This is a genomic window from Paracoccus indicus (assembly GCF_003056335.1).
GTDB classification, from domain to species: Bacteria; Pseudomonadota; Alphaproteobacteria; order Rhodobacterales; family Rhodobacteraceae; genus Paracoccus; species Paracoccus indicus.
Genome location: NZ_PYWA01000004.1, coordinates 292,016 through 309,174, shown reverse-complemented (window position 1 = coordinate 309,174; position 17,159 = coordinate 292,016). Strand labels below are relative to the sequence as shown.

Annotated in this window: 16 protein-coding genes and 1 tRNA gene; 10 read left to right on the top strand and 7 right to left on the bottom strand. The window is 65.9% G+C overall.

The features are described from left to right. Nucleotides 1-150: 150 nt before the first annotated feature. Entirely contained in the window at nt 151-987 is an 837-nt protein-coding gene (locus tag DDE75_RS08930; RefSeq protein ID WP_108502017.1) for an aldo/keto reductase, read from the top strand. On the opposite strand, the gene DDE75_RS08925 is transcribed toward DDE75_RS08930, so the two are convergent. Further along, entirely contained in the window at nt 969-1,772 is an 804-nt protein-coding gene (locus DDE75_RS08925) for an alpha/beta hydrolase (RefSeq protein WP_108502016.1), read from the bottom strand. The genes DDE75_RS08930 and DDE75_RS08925 overlap by 19 nt on opposite strands. A 64-nt stretch (nt 1,773-1,836) precedes the next feature. Between DDE75_RS08925 and kynU the strand changes: the two genes are divergently transcribed. From kynU to DDE75_RS08905, 4 genes are all read left to right on the top strand, one after another. Next, complete coding sequence (gene kynU / locus DDE75_RS08920; protein WP_108502015.1) at nt 1,837-3,024, top strand: kynureninase; 1,188 nt, start codon at nt 1,837-1,839, stop codon at nt 3,022-3,024. A gap of 67 nt (nt 3,025-3,091) precedes the next feature. Then, complete coding sequence (locus tag DDE75_RS08915; protein WP_108502014.1) at nt 3,092-4,177, top strand: efflux RND transporter periplasmic adaptor subunit; 1,086 nt, start codon at nt 3,092-3,094, stop codon at nt 4,175-4,177. Continuing rightward, nucleotides 4,174-5,289: an efflux RND transporter periplasmic adaptor subunit gene (locus DDE75_RS08910; RefSeq protein ID WP_108502013.1), complete on the top strand. Its 1,116-nt coding sequence runs from the start codon at nt 4,174-4,176 to the stop codon at nt 5,287-5,289. Before DDE75_RS08915 ends, DDE75_RS08910 begins: the two co-directional genes overlap by 4 nt. Then, complete coding sequence (locus DDE75_RS08905; RefSeq protein ID WP_108502012.1) at nt 5,286-8,339, top strand: efflux RND transporter permease subunit; 3,054 nt, start codon at nt 5,286-5,288, stop codon at nt 8,337-8,339. Before DDE75_RS08910 ends, DDE75_RS08905 begins: the two co-directional genes overlap by 4 nt. A 117-nt stretch (nt 8,340-8,456) precedes the next feature. On the opposite strand, the gene msrA is transcribed toward DDE75_RS08905, so the two are convergent. The 4 genes from msrA to clpB form a co-directional block, all read right to left on the bottom strand. Continuing rightward, complete coding sequence (gene msrA / locus DDE75_RS08900; protein WP_108502011.1) at nt 8,457-8,963, bottom strand: peptide-methionine (S)-S-oxide reductase MsrA; 507 nt, start codon at nt 8,961-8,963, stop codon at nt 8,457-8,459. Nucleotides 8,964-8,965: 2 nt separating this feature from the next. Further along, nucleotides 8,966-9,406 carry a peptide-methionine (R)-S-oxide reductase MsrB gene (msrB, locus tag DDE75_RS08895; protein ID WP_108502010.1) on the bottom strand — a complete coding sequence of 147 codons (441 nt, stop codon included), beginning with the start codon at nt 9,404-9,406 and terminating at the stop codon, nt 8,966-8,968. Between the two features lie 67 nt (nt 9,407-9,473). Then, nucleotides 9,474-10,442, bottom strand: coding sequence for an NAD(P)H-dependent flavin oxidoreductase (locus DDE75_RS08890; protein WP_108502009.1), 969 nt, complete (start codon nt 10,440-10,442; stop codon nt 9,474-9,476). 109 nt (nt 10,443-10,551) lie between these two features. Further along, nucleotides 10,552-13,185 (bottom strand): ATP-dependent chaperone ClpB, encoded by a 2,634-nt coding sequence (clpB, locus tag DDE75_RS08885; protein WP_108502008.1) that lies wholly within the window; start codon nt 13,183-13,185, stop codon nt 10,552-10,554. 163 nt (nt 13,186-13,348) lie between these two features. On the opposite strand from clpB, the gene pyrF reads away from it, so the two are divergent. Both pyrF and DDE75_RS08875 read left to right on the top strand, forming a co-directional pair. Then, the gene (gene pyrF, locus DDE75_RS08880; protein ID WP_108502007.1) at nt 13,349-14,035 is read left to right on the top strand and encodes an orotidine-5'-phosphate decarboxylase; all 687 of its coding nucleotides are present in this window, start codon (nt 13,349-13,351) and stop codon (nt 14,033-14,035) included. Nucleotides 14,036-14,082: 47 nt separating this feature from the next. Next, nucleotides 14,083-14,784, top strand: coding sequence for a DUF998 domain-containing protein (locus tag DDE75_RS08875; protein WP_108502006.1), 702 nt, complete (start codon nt 14,083-14,085; stop codon nt 14,782-14,784). Here DDE75_RS08875 and DDE75_RS08870 read toward each other — a convergent pair. Together DDE75_RS08870 and DDE75_RS08865 are read right to left on the bottom strand one after the other, a co-directional pair. Beyond that, nucleotides 14,749-15,177, bottom strand: a complete 429-nt coding sequence (locus tag DDE75_RS08870) for an NUDIX hydrolase (protein ID WP_108502005.1) — start codon at nt 15,175-15,177, stop codon at nt 14,749-14,751. The genes DDE75_RS08875 and DDE75_RS08870 overlap by 36 nt on opposite strands. Next, on the bottom strand, nt 15,174-16,037 hold the full coding sequence (locus DDE75_RS08865) for an N-formylglutamate amidohydrolase (RefSeq protein ID WP_108502004.1): 864 nt from the start codon (nt 16,035-16,037) through the stop codon (nt 15,174-15,176). The genes DDE75_RS08870 and DDE75_RS08865 overlap by 4 nt, the downstream gene beginning before the upstream one ends. A gap of 160 nt (nt 16,038-16,197) precedes the next feature. Here DDE75_RS08865 and DDE75_RS08860 point away from each other — a divergent pair. From DDE75_RS08860 to DDE75_RS08850, 3 genes are all read left to right on the top strand, one after another. Further along, nucleotides 16,198-16,272 (top strand) — tRNA-Val (locus tag DDE75_RS08860). An 83-nt stretch (nt 16,273-16,355) separates the two neighbouring features. After that, nucleotides 16,356-16,481, top strand: a complete 126-nt coding sequence (gene ykgO / locus DDE75_RS08855) for a type B 50S ribosomal protein L36 (RefSeq protein WP_072295706.1) — start codon at nt 16,356-16,358, stop codon at nt 16,479-16,481. Between the two features lie 100 nt (nt 16,482-16,581). Then, a complete protein-coding gene (locus DDE75_RS08850) occupies nt 16,582-17,103 on the top strand; it encodes a DUF1643 domain-containing protein (protein ID WP_108502003.1) in 522 nt (173 codons plus the stop codon). The last annotated feature ends 56 nt before the right edge of the window (nt 17,104-17,159 follow it).

Here is a 17,159-nt window from a genome sequence, read left to right as displayed (position 1 = left end):
GCGGGTCGGCGCATCGGTCAACAGCGTCGGCGGGCAGCGGTTCCATGCGGCAGGGGTGCCGCGCGAAAATCATCGTGAAGGGGGCGCGACATATGGGCTGGACCCAATGCCCGTCCTTTGCGTTATCTGCGGCAACGAAAGGAGTCACCCATGACCCAACCGATGATGACGCTGAATGACGGACACAAGATGCCCCAGCTGGGCACCGGCATCTGGCAGATCGACGATGCGAAGACCCCGCAGGTGGTGCAGCAGGCGCTGAGCGCCGGTTACCGCCTGATCGACGGCGCCGCCGCCTACAAGAACGAACGCGGCATGGGCGAGGGCATCCGCAATTCCGACGTCCCCCGCGACGAGATCTTCGTGACCTCGAAGCTGTGGAACGATGCACAGGGCTATGACATGGCGCTGCGGACCTTCGACGAGACGATGGAGCGCACCGGTCTGGACCGGCTGGACCTGTTCCTGATCCATTGGCCGCTGCCCAAGCTGGATGCCTATGTCGAGACCTGGAAGGCGCTGATCCGCCTGCGCGAGGAAGGCCGCGTGAACTCGATCGGGGTGGCGAACTTCCACGAGGACCACCTCAAGCGCCTGATCGACGAGACCGGCGTCACCCCGGCGCTGAACCAGATCGAGCTGCATCCCTCGCTGGCGCAAACCCATATGCGCAAGATCAACGAGGATCTTGGCATCGTCACGCAAAGCTGGACCCCCCTTGGTCGCGGCGACAGCTTCGAGGCGCCCGCCGTCACCAAAATTGCGGAACGGCTGAACCGCAGCCCCGCGCAGGTGATCCTGCGGTGGCATATCCAGCATGGTCTGTCGGTCATTCCGAAATCGGAACACCCCGACCGTCTGGCGCAGAACTTCGCCGTGCTGGAGTTCGAGCTGACCGCCGAGGACATGGCCGCGCTGGACGGTCTGGACAACGACCACCGCACCGGCCCGCACCCCGACGAGTTCGACTATCGCGAGCCGCTCTGAGCCAGAAGCCGCGTCATCAGCGGCGCGTCGGGGCGCATCAGATCCTCGACGACGTTGAAATGATGCCGACCGGGGGCCGTGACGCATTCCGTCGCGGCCCCAAGTCCTGCCCAGGCATCCGCCAGCAGACGGGCCTGACGCAGGAACTCGGGGCGTTCGGACCCGCCGACCCAAGTGGTGACGGGGATGCCTTGGGCGGGTTGCAGCAGGGCGGGGCTTTCGGCCAAGGCCTCGGGCAGGTCGATCATCAGCGTGCGGTTCATCGCCGTGCGCATCAATGGTCGCAGGTCCGAGAGGGGCGAGATCGGCACGCAGGCCGAGACCCGCGCCAGAACCTGCGCGGGCAAGGTGCCGTCATCGCAGACCATCCGCGCCGCCAGATGTCCGCCCGCCGAATGGCCGGTGATGGCGATGGGGCCTTCGACCTGTTCCGCAGCCGTGGCGATCTGGCGGGCCACCTGTCCGGTCATCTGGGTGATCCGTGCCTCGGGCGCCAGCGTATAGCCCGGCAACAGCGCTACCCATCCGGCCAACAGGGCACCCTCGGCCAGATGCGACCAGAAGGACGGGTCGGTGTTCATCCAATAGCCGCCGTGGATGAAAACCATCAGCCCGCGCGGCGTGCCTTGCGGCATGAACAGATGGCCACGGCCCAGATCGCGGGGCGGGTGGCGGTCGCGAAAGGCTGCGGCGCTTTGCGGCCAGCTGGCGAAATAGGCCTCGGCGTTCGGGATGTGCGCGCCATTGGCATAAGCGTCGTCCCAGTCATCCACTTGATAGAGCATGGTTTCATCCCTCTTTCCGGCAGGTGACCCGCCTGCTAGCGTGCCGTCAAGAGGGAGCCTGAGCATGACCGATTTCACCAAGACCCGCACCGCATTTCATCTGCCGCAGGGCGTGACCTATCTGGATGGCAATTCGCTGGGGCCGATGCCGAAGGCGGCTGCCGCCAAGGTCTCGGCCATGATGACCGACGAATGGTCGGAGATGCTGATCACCGGCTGGAACAAGGCCGGGTGGTTCGACCAGCCGCGCAAGGTGGGCGACCGCATCGCCCGGTTGATCGGGGCGGGGGCGGGGCAGGTCGTCATGGGCGACACGCTGTCAATCAAGGTCTTTCAAGCCGTCAGCGCCGCGCGTGCCCTGCGTCCCGACCGGCGGGTGATCCTGTCGGACAGCGGCAACTTCCCCTCGGACCTCTATGTGGCGCAGGGGCTTGCGCAGGCGGTCGATGCCGAATTGCGCGTCGTCGATCCGCAGGATGTCGAGGCCGCGATCACCCAAGACGTCGCCGTCATGATGATCACCGAGGTCGATTACCGCACCGGCCGCCGCCACGACATGAAGGCGCTGACCACCAAGGCGCATGCAGCGGGTGCGCTGACGGTTTGGGATCTGGCGCATTCGGCGGGGGCGGTCGATGTCGATCTGCTGGGCGCGGGGGCCGATTTCGCGGTCGGCTGCACCTACAAGTACCTGAACGGCGGGCCGGGGGCGCCGGCGTTCATCTGGATCCACCCCGATCATGCGGATGCCGCGCAGCCGATCCTGCAGGGCTGGATGGGCCATGCCGCGCCCTTCGCCTTCGATCTGGATTACCGTCCCGCAGGCGGCATCGACCGGATGCGCGTCGGCACGCCCCCCGTCATCGCCATGACCGCGCTGGAGGCGGCGCTGGATGTCTGGGACGGTGTTCAGATGGCCGATCTGCGGGCGCGCTCGATCGAGCTGAGCCAGGCCTTCATCGCGGGGGTCGAGGCGAACTGCCCCGATGTCGCCCTGCATTCCCCCCGCGACCCCGAACAGCGCGGATCGCAGGTCGGGTTCCGCCATCCGCAGGCCTATGCGGTGATGCAGGCGCTGATCGCGGAAGGGGTCATCGGCGATTTTCGCGCACCCGACGTGCTGCGGTTCGGTTTTGCACCGCTCTACAACGATCTGGACGACGTGGCGCGCGCGGTGGACGTTCTGGCGGCAATCCTGCGGGACGGCACATGGCATCGCGCGGAATTTCACCGAAAAGCCGCGGTGACCTGAAGGAAAGGGGGTTCCCAAAGACGGCGAAAGGCATGAAACGTCTGGTATCGCAACATATCGGTCGATCATGTCGAAACAGATCTTTGGAACTGCCCTTCTGGCTTGGCTGGCGGCCTTCCCGGTGCTGGCGCAGGACGACCCCGATCAGGTCATCCGCGTCCAGATCGAGACCGTGAAGACCGCCGACCTGAACACCGACATGCAGCTGTCGGGGGAAATCAAGGCCATCGACGCGCTGCAGCTTGGCTTCCGCCAGGGCGGGCGCGTCACCGAGGTCCTGGTCGAGGAAGGGGATCGCGTCACCTCGGGTCAGCCCTTGGCCCGGCTGGCCTCGGTCCAGCAGGATCAGGCGCTGAACGTAGCCGAGGCCGGGCTGCTGTCGGCCCGCGCGGGCCAGGACCAGGCCCGTCAGGCCAGCGAACGCGCCTCGGCGCTGCTGGCGCGCGGGGTGGGCACCAAGGCCGCCGCAGATCAGGCCGAACAGGCGCTGTCGCAGGCCGAGGGCGTGCTGGAACGCGCGATCTCGGCCGTGGATCAGGCCCGTCGCGCGGTCGAGGACGCCGTGCTGCGCGCACCCCAGGATGCCGTGGTCACGATGAAATCCGTGGCGCCGGGACAGGTCGTCGCCGCCGCGCAGCCGGTCTTCAACCTGGCCGCACTGACCGGTCTGGAAGCGGTCTTCCAGGTCGCCGACGACCCGATCCTGCGCGACATCATCGGCACGTCGATCCGGCTGGAGACGCTGGACATCGCGCGTCCGACCATGACCGGCGAGGTGACCGAGGTTTCCCCCCTGGTGGACCTCGAGACCGGCACCGTCACCGTGCGCGCGCGCCTGCAATCTGCCGAAAGCGGCACCTCGCTTCTGGGGGCATCGGTGCGCGGATACCTGGACGTCGCGCTGGATCACGGCACCGAGGTTCCCTGGACCGCCCTGATGCGCGACGGCGATCAACCCGCCGTCTGGACGGTGGGTCAGGACGACCGCGTCACCCTGACGCCGGTCACCGTCAGCCATTTCGGCGATCAATCCGTCTTCATCTCGGACGGTTTGGATGATGGCGCACGCGTCGTGGGCGCCGGATCGCAGCTGCTCTATCCGGGGCGTCAGGTCATGGGCGCGACGGTCGCGCCGGAAGGGGACCGCGAATGAAAGCCATCCACGCAATTCTTGCCTTCATCTGCATCGCGGCCCTGCTGGCCGGCCCCGCATCCGCCCTTGGCCTGCCCTCGTGGCTGAGCGGAGAGGCCCATGCCGATGCCGAACCCGAAGGCCCCCCGCGCCCCGTGGTCAGCATCATCGTGCAGGACCGCGGCGACGAGGCGCGCTGGATCCCCGGTACCATCGCCTCGCGCGATCAGGTGACGCTTGGCTTCCAGACGCTTGGTCGCATGATCGAACGTCCGGTCGAACTGGGCACGATCGTCACCAAGGGCCAGAAGCTGGCCGCCTTGGACACCGACGATTTGGCCGCCAATACCCGCGCCGCCGCCGCAGCCCTTGACGCTGCCGAAGTCCAGCAACGCACCGCCGAGGCGACGCTGGCCCGCACCAAGGCACTGGCCGAACGCAATGTCGCCTCCGACGCCCAACTGGAACAGGCCCAGCAGGCCGCGACCTCGGCTGCGGCCGCGGCCGAACAGGCGCGCTCGGAACTGGTGCAGGCGCAGGATTCCGAAGGTTTCGCCCTGATGGAGGCCCCCTTCGCCGGGGTCATCAGCGCCGTCTATGAGGAACCCGGCGCCGTCGTCAGCGCGGGCCAGCAGGTGCTGCAACTGTCCGCGCAGGACGAGAAGGAGGTCGTGATCGATCTGCCTGAATCCGCTCTGCTAGGGCTGGAAAGCGATGCAGTCTTCACCGTCTGGCACCGCAACGAACCCGAAACCCAGGTGCCAGCGACGCTGGACCGCATCGATCCGGTGGCCGACAGCGCGACCCGCACCCGCCGCCTGCACCTGCGCCTGCCACCCGATGTCACTTTCCGCCTCGGGTCGCTGGTACGCGCGCGTTTTGGCAGCGTGGACGACCCCTCGCTGTCGCTGCCTGCCGAGGCGGTGATCACCGTCGATGAAAAGAATTACGTCTGGCGCGTGCGCCGCGACGGTGACGAGGCCCATGTCGAACAGGTCGAGGTTACGGCCGCGACGCCGTTCCAGGGTCGCGTGTCCATCACCTCGGGCCTGACCGCAGGCGACGAGATCGTCATCCGCGGCGTGCGATCCCTGACACAAGACCAGGCCGTTGGCCGGAGGCTGAACCCGTGAAGCGTTTCAATCTGTCTGACTGGGCCCTGCATCACCGCAGCTTCGTCTGGTTCCTGCTGCTGCTGTCCATGTTCGCGGGCTTCATCAGCTATCAGTCCCTGGGCCGCGAGGAAGACCCCGATTTCACCATCAAGACGATGATCATCGGCGCGGCCCTTCCCGGTGCCACCACCGACGAGACGTTGAAGCAGGTCACCACCCGCATCGAGACCAAGCTGGAGGAGCTGGACGAGCTGGACTTCACACGCTCGGTCACCATGCCGGGGCAGGCGGTCGTCTATGTCGAGCTGGACCCCACCACCCGCGCCGCCGCCGTCCCCGAGGTCTGGAAGCGCGTGCGCCTGATGATGTCCGACATCCGCGGCGACTTTCCGCAGGAATTCGCGGGCTTCCAGTTCAACGACAACTTCGGCGACGTCTTCGGCAACATCTATGCCTTCACCGCCGACGGCTTCACCCCGCGCGAATTGCGCGACCGGGTCGAGGATATCCGCAAGCAGGTCGCATCGCTTGAAATGGCGGGCAAGACCGAACTGCTGGGCGAGCAGGACGAGGAGGTTTTCCTGGAGTTCTCGGCCGCGCGGCTTGCGGCACTGGGGTTGAACCAGCAGCAGGTGCTGGGAACGCTGGCCCAGCAGAACGCCATCGCGCCTTCGGGTGTCATCCAGTCCGGCCCCGAACGGGTGCTGGTCCGCGTGGGCGGCCAGTTCGACGATGCCAGCGCCATCGAGGCCGTGAACCTGCGCGTGGGCGAACGCTTCTTCAATTTGGCCGATGTGGCCACCATCACCCGCGGCTATGCCGACCCGCCGGAATCGCTGTTCCGCTATCAGGGCGAACAGGCCATCGGACTGCAGGTCGGCATGCGCAAGGGCGGCAACATCCTGGAATTCGGCGAGGAGCTGGACGCCCTGATGGACCAGATCGCCGCCGATCTGCCCATCGGCATCAAGATGTCGAAATTCGCCGACCAGCCCCATGTCGTCGAGGAGGCCGTCGGCCATTTCGTCCAGGCCCTGGCCGAGGCCGTGGGCATCGTCCTGATCGTCAGCTTCGTCAGCCTCGGCCTGCGCGCCGGCCTGGTGGTGACGCTGACCATCCCGCTGTGCCTGGCGATCACCTTCGTTATCCTGGAAATCTATGGCATCACCCTGCAGCGGATCTCGCTCGGGGCGCTGATCATCGCGCTTGGCCTGCTGGTCGATGACGCGATGATCGCGATCGAGACGATGATCTCGCGGCTGGAAATCGGCGAGACGCTGAACGACGCGGCAAGCTATGCCTGGACCTCGATCGCCTTCCCGATGCTGACCGGCACGCTGGTGACGGTGGCGGGCTTCATCCCGATCGGCCTGAACAATTCGGCAGCGGGGGAATTCACCTTCTCGCTCTTCGTGGTGATCGCGGTGTCGCTGATCATCTCGTGGATCGTGGCGGTGCTCTTCGCACCGCTTCTGGGCGTGACCTTTCTGTCGCGAAACATGGCCCATCATCACAAGGGTCCGGGTCGCCTGCGCCGCGGTTTCCACGGCTTCCTGCGCAAGGCGATGCGCTTCAAATGGATCACCATCGCCGTGACGCTGGCCTTGTTCTTCACCTCGGTCTGGGGAATGCAGTTCGTGGAACAGCAGTTCTTCCCGACCTCGGACCGGACCGAGGTGGTGATCGACGTCAACGAACGCCAGAACGCATCCATCGCGCGCACCCGCGCGGATATGGACCGGCTGGAGGACACGCTGGCCGGGGATGAGGATGTGCTGTTCTGGACCTCCTACGTCGGGCAGGGGGCGCCGCGCTTCGTGCTGTCGATGGATGTGCCCACGGCAGGGCCGCACATGGGCCAGATCGTCATCCAGACCCCCGATCTGGAGGCGCGCGACCGCGTCAAGGCGCGACTGAACGCGCTGGCCAGAAGCGAATTTGCAGGCGTCGACATCTACGTCAAGAACCTGGAAATCGGCCCGCCGGTGGGCAAGCCGGTGCAATACCGCGTCAGCGCCCCCGACCCCGATGCCGCCCGTGATGCCGCACGCGGTCTGGCGACCGTGCTGTCGGGCGAACCGCGCCTGCAGGATATCGCGCTGGACTGGAACGAACCCGCGCGCATGGTGCGCCTGAACGTCGATCAGGATCAGGCCCGCCAGCTGGGCGTGACCAATGGCGACATCTCCGAGGCGCTTTCGGCGATCTTCAACGGCGTGCAGGTCACCCAGTTGCGTGACGACATCTTCCTGGTCGATGTCATCGCCCGCGGTCAGGCCGACGACCGCCAGTCGCTGGACTCGATCCGCAATCTGCAGATGAACCTGGTCGATGGGCGGACCATCCCGCTGGCGGCCCTTGTGACGCTGGAATACGGGACCGAGCAGCCGCTGATCATGCAGCGCAACGGCCTGCCCACCGTCACCGTCAAGGCGGGCATCGCAACCAAGGATCAGCCCGCCACCCTGGTCACCGCCCTGACCGACAAGGTCGCCGAATACCAGGCGACGCTGCCCCCCGGCGTTCAGGTCGTGGTCGGCGGTACGGTCGAAAGCTCGGCCGACAGTCAGGCGCCCATCGCGGCGGTCGTGCCGGTGATGCTGCTGATCATGGCAGTGCTGGTCATGGCCCAGATGCAAAGTTTCCGCCTGTCGCTGATCGTCTTCGCGGCGGCGCCCTTGGGGCTGATCGGCGTGGTGGCGGTGCTGGTGCCCTTCCGTGTACCGATGGGCTTCGTGGCCATCCTGGGGATCCTGGCGCTGATCGGCATCCTGATCCGCAACTCGATCATCCTCGTGCATGAAATCCAGGAACTTCTGCACAAGGGCAGGACCCGGTGGGATGCCGTCTTCGAGGCCTCGGACAGCCGCGCCCGTCCGATCCTGCTGACGGCGGCGGCCGCATCGCTGGCGCTGATTCCCATCTCGCGGCAGGTGTTCTGGGGTCCAATGGCCTTCGCCATGATGGGGGGCATCATCGCGGGAACGCTGGTGACGCTGGTCTTCGTTCCGGCGCTCTACTGCGCGGTCTTCCGCGTGCGCCCGCCGCTCGAGGATACCTCGCACTAGGACCTTCTAGGTTGCCACAAATACCCTCTGGGGGTCCGGGGGGCGACGCGCCCCCGGCCGTCGCGGGACGCAAAAGGCGCCCGGAACATGGTTCCGGGCGCCTTTCCTATGGTCGGCTCACTCTGCCGCGTCGCGCTTGGGCAGGACCCAATCGGGGCGTGGGAAGTGGCAGGTATAGCCGTTCGGGAAGCGTTCCAGGTAATCCTGATGCTCGGGCTCGGCCTCCCAGAAATCGCCCACCGGTTCGACCTCGGTCACGACCTTTCCGGGCCAGATGCCTGATGCCTCGACATCGGCGATGGTGTCCAGCGCCACCGCCTTCTGGTCCTCGTCGACGTAATAGATTGCCGAACGATAGCTGAGGCCGATGTCGTTCCCCTGCCGGTTCGGCGTGGTGGGATCGTGGATCTGGAAGAAGAACTCCAGCAACCGGCGATAGCTGATGATATCGGGGTCGAAGGTGATCTCGATTGCCTCGGCATGGGTGCCGTGGTTGCGATAGGTCGCGTTCGGGACATCGCCGCCGCTATAGCCGACACGGGTCGACTGGACGCCGGGCAGACGCCGGATCAGGTCCTGCATCCCCCAGAAACACCCGCCCGCAAGAACTGCGCGTTCGCTCATGGTCAAGCCTCCTCTGCCTGGTCCAGATATTCACCGTAGCCCTCGGCCTCCATCCGGTCCTTGGGAATGAACCGCAGGGATGCCGAATTGATGCAATAGCGCAGGCCGCCGGCCTCGGGCGGGCCGTCGGGGAAGACGTGGCCCAGATGGCTGTCGCCATGGGCCGAACGGACCTCGGTGCGGACCATGCCGAAGCTGACGTCGCGATGTTCGGTCACGTTCTGCTGGATGGGCTTGGTGAAGGCCGGCCAGCCGCAGCCGGAATCGTATTTTGCGCTGCTCGAGAACAGCGGTTCCCCCGAGACGACATCGACATAGATGCCCGGTTCGAAATGATGGTCGTATTCGCCGGTAAAGGCCCGCTCGGTGCCGTTTTCCTGCGTGACGCGATATTGCTCCGGCGTCAGCCGGTCGATCGCGTCCTGGCTTTTCTGATAGGCCAATTGATCCTCCGCGAATGGGATGGCGTTCGGCCCCCTATATGGGGACCGCATCGCCATTCCGCAAAGGTCAGAGGCGCGAAACTGCCTCTTTGGCGGCGTGATATTCGGTCGCAAGCCGGTCGATGCGGGTGGCTGCCGATTCGACCGCGCGGATCGCCCCGATGCCCTGACCCGCACCCCAGATGGTAGACCAGGCCTTGGGCTTCGACGACCCGTCCGAGAAGTTCATCGAGGACGCATCCGCCGCCGCCAGGTTGTCAGGATCCAGCCCCGCCTTGCGGATCGAGGGCGCAAGATAGTTCCCCGACACGCCCGTGAACAGCGACGAGGTGACGATGTCCATCGCCCCGCTGTCCACGATCATCTGCTTGTAGTCGGCCTGGGCGTTCGCTTCTTCGGTGGCGATGAAGGGGCTGCCGATATAGGCCAGATCGGCCCCCATCACCTGCGCCGCCAGCACCGCACGCCCCGTGGCGATCGATCCCGACAGAAGCAGCGGCCCGTCGAACCATTCGCGGATTTCCTGGATCAGGGCGAAGGGTGATTGCGGGCCGGCGTGACCACCCGCGCCTGCGGCGACCGCGATCAGACCGTCGGCGCCCTTCTCGATGGCCTTCTTGGCGAAGACGTTGTTGATCACGTCATGCAGCGCGATGCCGCCGCAATCATGGGCGGCCTCGTTCACCTCGACCCGCGCCCCAAGCGAGGTGATCCAGATCGGCACCTTGTGGCGGTGGCAGATCTCGATGTCGCGTTCCAGCCGTGCATTGCTGCGGTGGACGATCTGGTTGACCGCATAGGGGGCGGCGGGGCTGTCGGGATTGGCCTGGTTGTATCGGTCCAGCTCCTCGGTGATGCGAGTCAGCCAAGCGTCCAGCATCGAGGGCTCGCCCTCTTTCTCGCGCGCGTTCAGGGCGGGAAAGCTGCCGACGATGCCCGCCTTGCATTGCGCGATGACCAGATCCGGCCCCGAGACGATGAACATCGGCGATGCGACGACGGGGATGCGCAGGCTCTGCAGGATCGGTGGCAGCATTGGGTCCTCCCTCAAGGTTTGGGTGACGATGCCGCCTGTCCGGCGGATGGGCAAGGCATGACGCGGCGACAGGAAAAAGGGCCCCCGGTTCGCGGGGGCCCTTTCGGGGTCAGTGGATGGGGGCGTCGGGGCGGGGGCCTTCGCCCACGGCCCCGATCCGCGCGCCTGCCTTGCCGACGCGGTCGGCCACCAGAAGCCCGTCGGGACCGGCGCTGACCTTGACCGTCGCGCCGTCCAGCACATCGCCCGACAGCAGCAGTTCGGCCAGTGGGTCCTGAAGCGCACGCTGGATCACGCGCTTCAGCGGGCGTGCCCCGAAGACCGGATCATAGCCCTGATCGGCCAGCCAAGTCCGTGCCGCATCGTCCAGATCTAAAGTGATCTTGCGGGCGGCAAGGCGCCGTTCCAGCCGGGCCAGCTGGACCTTGACGATCCCGTCCATGTTCGACCGCGACAGGCGGCGGAAGATGATGATCTCGTCCAAGCGGTTCAGGAACTCGGGGCGGAAATGGGCGCGCACGGCCTCCATGACGTGATGGCGGGCCTCGGTGGCGTCCTGATCCTCGGGCAGATGCGACAGTGCCTGCGACCCAAGGTTCGAGGTCAGGATGATCAGCGTCTGCTTGAAGTCCACCGTCCGGCCCTGACCGTCGGTCAGAACGCCGTCGTCCAGCACCTGCAGCAGCACGTTGAAGACGTCGGGATGCGCCTTTTCGACCTCGTCGAACAGGATCACCTGATAGGGACGCCGCCGCACGGCCTCGGTCAGCACGCCGCCCTCGTCATAGCCGACATAGCCCGGAGGCGCGCCGATCAGGCGGGCGACCGAGTGCTTCTCCATGAACTCGGACATGTCGATGCGGACCATCGCGCTGTCGTCGTCGAACATGTATTCGGCCAGCGCCTTGGTCAGCTCGGTCTTGCCGACGCCAGTGGGGCCAAGGAACAGGAACGACCCAAGCGGGCGGTTCTCATCGTTCAGGCCTGCGCGGGCGCGGCGGACGGCGTTGCTGACGGCGGTCACGGCCTCGGACTGGCCGATGACGCGCTTGCCGATCTGTTCTTCCATCTTCAGCAGCTTGTCGCGTTCCCCCTCCAGCATCTTGGCGGTGGGGATGCCGGTCCAGCGTTCGACGACCTCGGCGATCTGCTCGGGGCGGACGGCTTCCTCGACCATCAAGCCATCGGTCGCCTCGACATCGGCCAGCTGCTTTTCCAAGCCGGGGATGATGCCATAGGACAGCTCGCCCGCGCGGGCCAGGTTGCCCTCGCGCTTGGCCTGGTCCAGCTCGGCCCGCGCACGGTCCAGCTGTTCGCCCAGGTTGCGCGAGCCTTCCAGCCGGTCGCGTTCCGCCTGCCAGCGGGCGGTCATCTCGGCGCTGCGTTCCTGGATGTCCGAGAGGTCCTTTTCCAGACGCTCCAGCCGGTCCTTCGAGGCGGCGTCGTCTTCCTTCTTCAAGGCCTCGGCCTCGATCTGCATCTGCAGGATCTGGCGATCCAGCTGATCCAGCTCCTCGGGCTTGCTGTCGACCTCCATCCGCAGGCGCGACGAGGCTTCATCCACAAGGTCGATCGCCTTGTCGGGCAGAAAGCGGTCGGTGATATAGCGGTTCGACAGCTGGGCGGCGGCGACCAGCGCGGCGTCGCTGATGCGGACCCCGTGGTGCAGCTCGTATTTCTCCTTGATGCCGCGCAGGATGCTGATCGTATCCTCGACCGTGGGTTCGGCGATGGTCACCGGCTGGAAACGACGGGCCAGGGCCGCGTCCTTCTCAATATACTTGCGGTATTCGTCCAGCGTCGTGGCACCCACGCAATGCAGCTCGCCTCGCGCCAGCGCAGGCTTGATCAGGTTGGCGGCATCCATGGCGCCATCGGTCTTGCCGGCACCCACAAGGGTGTGCAGCTCGTCGATGAACAGCACGATCTCACCGTCGGCCGATTCGATCTCCTTCAGGATCGACTTCAGCCGTTCCTCGAAGTCGCCGCGGTATTTGGCACCGGCGATCAGTGCGCCCATGTCCAGCGCCATCAGGCGCTTGTCGCGCAAGGATTCGGGCACGTCACCATCGACGATGCGCAGGGCCAGCCCTTCGGCGATGGCGGTCTTGCCGACACCGGGTTCGCCGATCAGCACGGGGTTGTTCTTGGTCCGGCGCGACAGGACCTGCATGGCGCGGCGGATTTCCTCGTCCCGGCCGATGATCGGGTCGATCTTGCCGTCCCGGGCGGCCTGGGTCAGGTCGCGGGCGTATTTCTCCAGCGCCTCATAGCTGTCCTCGGCGGATGCCGTGTCGGCAGTGCGGCCCTTGCGGATGTCGTTGATGGCCGCGTTCAGGGCCTGCGCGTTGACGCCACCGGCGCCAAGGGCATCGCGGGCCTGGGTGTTGACCATGGCCAGCGCCATCAGCACGCGTTCGGCGGGCACGAAGCTGTCGCCGGCCTTCTTGGCCAGCTGCTCGGCCTCGTCCAGAACCCGCACCATGGACGGATCGACATAGACCTGGCCGCTTCCCCCCGAGACCTTGGGCTGTTTCGCCACCGCCTGATCGACGGCGACCCGCACGGCCTGGGCATCGCCCCCCGACCGGGTGATCAGGTTCGAGGCCAGCCCCTGATCGTCATCCATCAGGGCCTTCAGCAGATGTTCGGGCATGACGCGCTGCTGGCTTTCGCGCATCGCGATGGTCTGGGCGGATTGCAGGAACCCACGCGACCGTTCCGTGAACTTTTCCATGTTCATCGGGCATTCTCCATTCTTGGTTAGCCCCCGAGTTGCGGGCGCCCGATTTCGGCACGCCCCAGTCCGGGTCATCACGATAAGAAATGGGATGTTTCGGGACGCTTTCAAGAACGCCGCGTTCATGTCATAACGCCGCGATTTTGCGGAAATAAGGGGACGGGCGATGGATGACAGGTTGATCGTGGCGCTGGATGTGCCGAATGCGCTGACGGGGCTGGAACTGGCGGAAAAGCTGGGCGATGCGGTGGGCTTTTACAAGATCGGGCTGGGGATGCTGACCGGCGGCGGCCTGGCCCTGGCCAACGAGCTGAAGCAGCAACACGGCAAGCGCATCTTCCTGGACATGAAGCTGTTCGACATCGGCGCCACGGTCGAGGCGGCGGTCCGCGGCCTGGCCCAATACGACATCGATTTCCTGACCGTGCATGGCGATCCGCATGTGATCCGCGCCGCCAAGGAAGGTGCGGCGGGCAGCAACCTCAAGATCCTGGGCGTGACCATCCTGACCTCGCTGGAACGGGCCGATCTGGACGCGGGGATGATGCAGGCGGGCGATCTGCACGACATCACCGTCGAGCGCGCCTCCCGCGCCTTCGAGGCTGGCGCCGACGGCATCATCTGTTCCCCGCGCGAGGCGCAGGACATCCGCGCCCTTCCCGATGCCCGGCTGATCATCACCCCCGGCGTGCGCCCCAGTGGTGCGGCCCTGGGCGATCAGAAGCGTGTCGAGACACCCGCCAGCGCCATCGCCGCCGGTGCCGACCATATCGTCGTCGGCCGCCCCGTCTGGCAGGCCGCCGACCCGCGTGCCGCCGCGCAGGAGATCCTGTCCGAGATCCGCGCGCATTGACGCGCTGCCTCCCCCTTGCCACCATCGGGCGGGCAAGGGGGACGTTCATGGATGATGGCAGCGGGCAGAAGGCCCATAACGATCTGGTGCTGTCCTTTCTGGCCGTGCGCCGCGCCATCGGGGCCTTGGGATACTTCCTGCCCGTTGCGCTGATGGTCTTTGCCATCGCATCCGGGCAGGGTCTCAAGACCAGCATCTCGGCCTATTACTATTCCCCTATGCGCGAGGTCTTTGTCGGCACGCTGATCGCGCAGGCCGTCTTTTTGTGGAGCTATGAGGGTTTCCGCCCCCATGCGGGCGAGATCATCACCGATTGGTTGACCGCGCGCGTGGCCGCCGTCGCCGCAGCCCTGATCGCCTTGGCCCCGACCAGCGGGCCGGAACAGCCCTGCACCCTGCTGCAATGCATCCTTGGGCCCTCGGTCGCGGGGGGGCTGCACCTGCTGGCGGCGGGGGTGTTCTTTCTGGCGCTGTCGGTCTTCTGCCTAGTGCTCTTCGTCAGGGGCGACAGCGACAGCGACAGCGCGGAAAAGCGTGCCTCGAACCGGATCTACCGGATCTGCGGTTGGGTGATTCTGGTCAGCATCGGGTTGATCGGCCTGCTGTTCGCGACCGGTCTGGATCAGGGGCTGGCATGGCTGCGGCCGGTCTTCGTGTTGGAAACCGCGGCGACCTTCGCCTTCGCAACCAGCTGGGCGGTCAAGGGCGATGCCCTAGGGCCGCTGGTGCGGGGCATGGCCCGACCTTAGGATCCAGTCGCAGAAATGCGGAATGCGCTTCGGATGGGTCAGATAGTTAGCGACGGGCATCATGCGCCATTCCTGACCCTCATCCCCGAACCGGATCGCGGCGATCTGGGCATCAGTGATGGTGCCGGTGAACAGCCAGGATCGCATGCTTGGGTCCTGAAACGACGGGAAATCATGGCCGGTCAGCGCGTCCGGCGGCAGGCGCAGGGCGAATTCCTCGTCCAGCTCCCGCAGGGCGCAGGCGATCGGGGTCTCGTGCCCCTCTCGTCCGCCGCCGGGAAGGTCCCAATGGGCGGGAAAGGGAATGCCTGCCTTGTCGTCGCGCAGATAGGTCAGCATCCGGTCGCCGCAAGTCAGCAGCAGCTTGGCACCGTGAAAATCGCCCGCGATCATTCCGCCGCGATTCGTCCGCCACTGAGATCGGTGGTCAGGCTGGCAAGGCGGGCCACGACCTGTTCGATCCGGCCCGCGAAGATGTCGAAATCGGGGCGCGGCGTGATGGATGTCTCGTCCATGTAAAGCGAGCGGTCGATCTCCAGCTGCACGACGTGGATGTTCTGCGCGGGGCGGCCATAGGCCGAACAGATATAGGCACCCGAGAACGGCGAATTGCGCCGGATGCGCCAGCCGCCATCCTCGACGGCGCGGCAGACCGCGTCCGACACGCGGGCCGATGCCGACAACCCGTGGCGGTTGCCCAGCACCATGTCGGGGCGCGGGCCCTGCAGGTGCGACAGCGAATCATGGGGCATGGAGTGCATGTCGATCAGGATCGCCTGCCCGAACCTTGCGCGCGCCTCGGATATCAGCGCGCCGAGGGCCTGATGATAGGGGCGCCAGCACAGATCGATTCGCCGCTCGGCCTCGGATCGGTCCATGGGGCGGTCGTGAATCACGCGACCCTGCGACACGACGCGAGGAATCACCCCCAGACCGGCAAGGGTGCGCTGATTCAGCGGATGGCGCGGAACGCCGCGCACGATCACCGGGTCGATCTCATCCGCGCCGCGGTTCAGATCGACGATGCAGCGCGGCACGCGCGAGGCCAGCGTCACCGCGCCGTGGCGCACCGCGGGCGCTATCAGCCTGTCCACAAAGGCATCTTCGGATGACCGCAGCGTGCCGACCGGCAGTCTCGTTTCCTTCAGGAACCAGTCCGGATAGTCGCATCCCGAATGCGGAGACGCGAAGATCACGCCGCTCAGCCACGAATCGGGGCGGGTCAGAACGAAGGGCGGTTCAGGCTGTGACACGGGGCAAACCTCGGCATCGGTCGCAATAAACTATATAAACCTGAAAAACTTGCTGCCGATAGGCCTTGAATACCCCAAACAGCCCCGTTATAGACCTGCGGACCAAGAGGCGCTGAGACGGCATCCGGAAGGAAGCGGAAACGGTTCTTCAAGGCAGAGTGGGCGGTTAGCTCAGCGGTAGAGCACTACGTTGACATCGTAGTGGCCACTGGTTCGATCCCAGTACCGCCCACCATAGATTTTTCGCCGCCCCTGGCAAGCGTCGGGGGCATTTGTTTTCCTGGCGGCTGCGATGCGCCGCGATGATGGAGAAGACCGATGAAGGTTCGCAACTCGCTCCGCTCGCTCAAGAGCCGGCACCGTGACTGCCAAATCGTGCGCCGCAAAGGCCGCGTCTACGTGATCAACAAGACCAACCGCCGCTTCAAGGCCCGCCAGGGCTGATCGGCACGGGTCTTGTCGGAACACCGGCAGATCGCTGAAAACAAGCTGAACGGACCCGCCCTTCAAAGGCGGGTTTTTTCATGTCCAGAAAGGATGGCGGATGATTCGCGATACCCATCATGACGGTGCGACCCGGTCCGAGGCCCTCTGGTCGCCCTGCCGCAGCTATCGCTATGCGCTGACGCGGCGGTGGGATGACGGGCCGGGGCTGGGCATCGTGATGCTGAACCCCTCGACCGCCGATGCCTTCCGCAACGATCCCACCGTCGAGCGGTGCGAAAGGCGGGCGCGTGCCTTGGGGTTCGGCGCCTTCCGGGTGGTCAATCTGTTCGCCTTCTGCGCCACCGATCCGCGCGATCTGCGCAAGGCCCCCAAGGCCATCGGTCCGCTGAACGACGACGTTCTGCAGCAGGCTGCCGAATGGTCGCAGGCCATCCTGTGCGGATGGGGTGTGCATGGCGCGCATCTGGGGCGCGCGCCGCAGGTCGAATCGCTGCTGCGCGCGACGGGGGTTCCGCTGTTCCACCTGGGGCTGACCAAGGCCGGGATGCCGCGGCATCCGCTCTATGTCGCCTATTGCCAGGGGCCGGTGCCTTGGGATCCGGTCGCGGCGCCACGTTAACTTTTTATTCATTATTCGATTCTGCGAAACGCGGGCCGGGCGTATCATGCGGGGGT

Coding starts and splice junctions, on each gene's coding strand:
- DDE75_RS08930 (WP_108502017.1), top strand. CDS start 151: ATGACCCAACCGATGATGACGCTGAATGACGGACACAAGATGCCCCAG.
- DDE75_RS08925 (WP_108502016.1), bottom strand. CDS start 1,772: ATGCTCTATCAAGTGGATGACTGGGACGACGCTTATGCCAATGGCGCG.
- kynU (WP_108502015.1), top strand. CDS start 1,837: ATGACCGATTTCACCAAGACCCGCACCGCATTTCATCTGCCGCAGGGC.
- DDE75_RS08915 (WP_108502014.1), top strand. CDS start 3,092: ATGTCGAAACAGATCTTTGGAACTGCCCTTCTGGCTTGGCTGGCGGCC.
- DDE75_RS08910 (WP_108502013.1), top strand. CDS start 4,174: ATGAAAGCCATCCACGCAATTCTTGCCTTCATCTGCATCGCGGCCCTG.
- msrA (WP_108502011.1), bottom strand. CDS start 8,963: ATGAGCGAACGCGCAGTTCTTGCGGGCGGGTGTTTCTGGGGGATGCAG.
- DDE75_RS08890 (WP_108502009.1), bottom strand. CDS start 10,442: ATGCTGCCACCGATCCTGCAGAGCCTGCGCATCCCCGTCGTCGCATCG.
- clpB (WP_108502008.1), bottom strand. CDS start 13,185: ATGAACATGGAAAAGTTCACGGAACGGTCGCGTGGGTTCCTGCAATCC.
- pyrF (WP_108502007.1), top strand. CDS start 13,349: ATGGATGACAGGTTGATCGTGGCGCTGGATGTGCCGAATGCGCTGACG.
- DDE75_RS08875 (WP_108502006.1), top strand. CDS start 14,083: ATGGATGATGGCAGCGGGCAGAAGGCCCATAACGATCTGGTGCTGTCC.
- DDE75_RS08870 (WP_108502005.1), bottom strand. CDS start 15,177: ATGATCGCGGGCGATTTTCACGGTGCCAAGCTGCTGCTGACTTGCGGC.
- ykgO (WP_072295706.1), top strand. CDS start 16,356: ATGAAGGTTCGCAACTCGCTCCGCTCGCTCAAGAGCCGGCACCGTGAC.
- DDE75_RS08850 (WP_108502003.1), top strand. CDS start 16,582: ATGATTCGCGATACCCATCATGACGGTGCGACCCGGTCCGAGGCCCTC.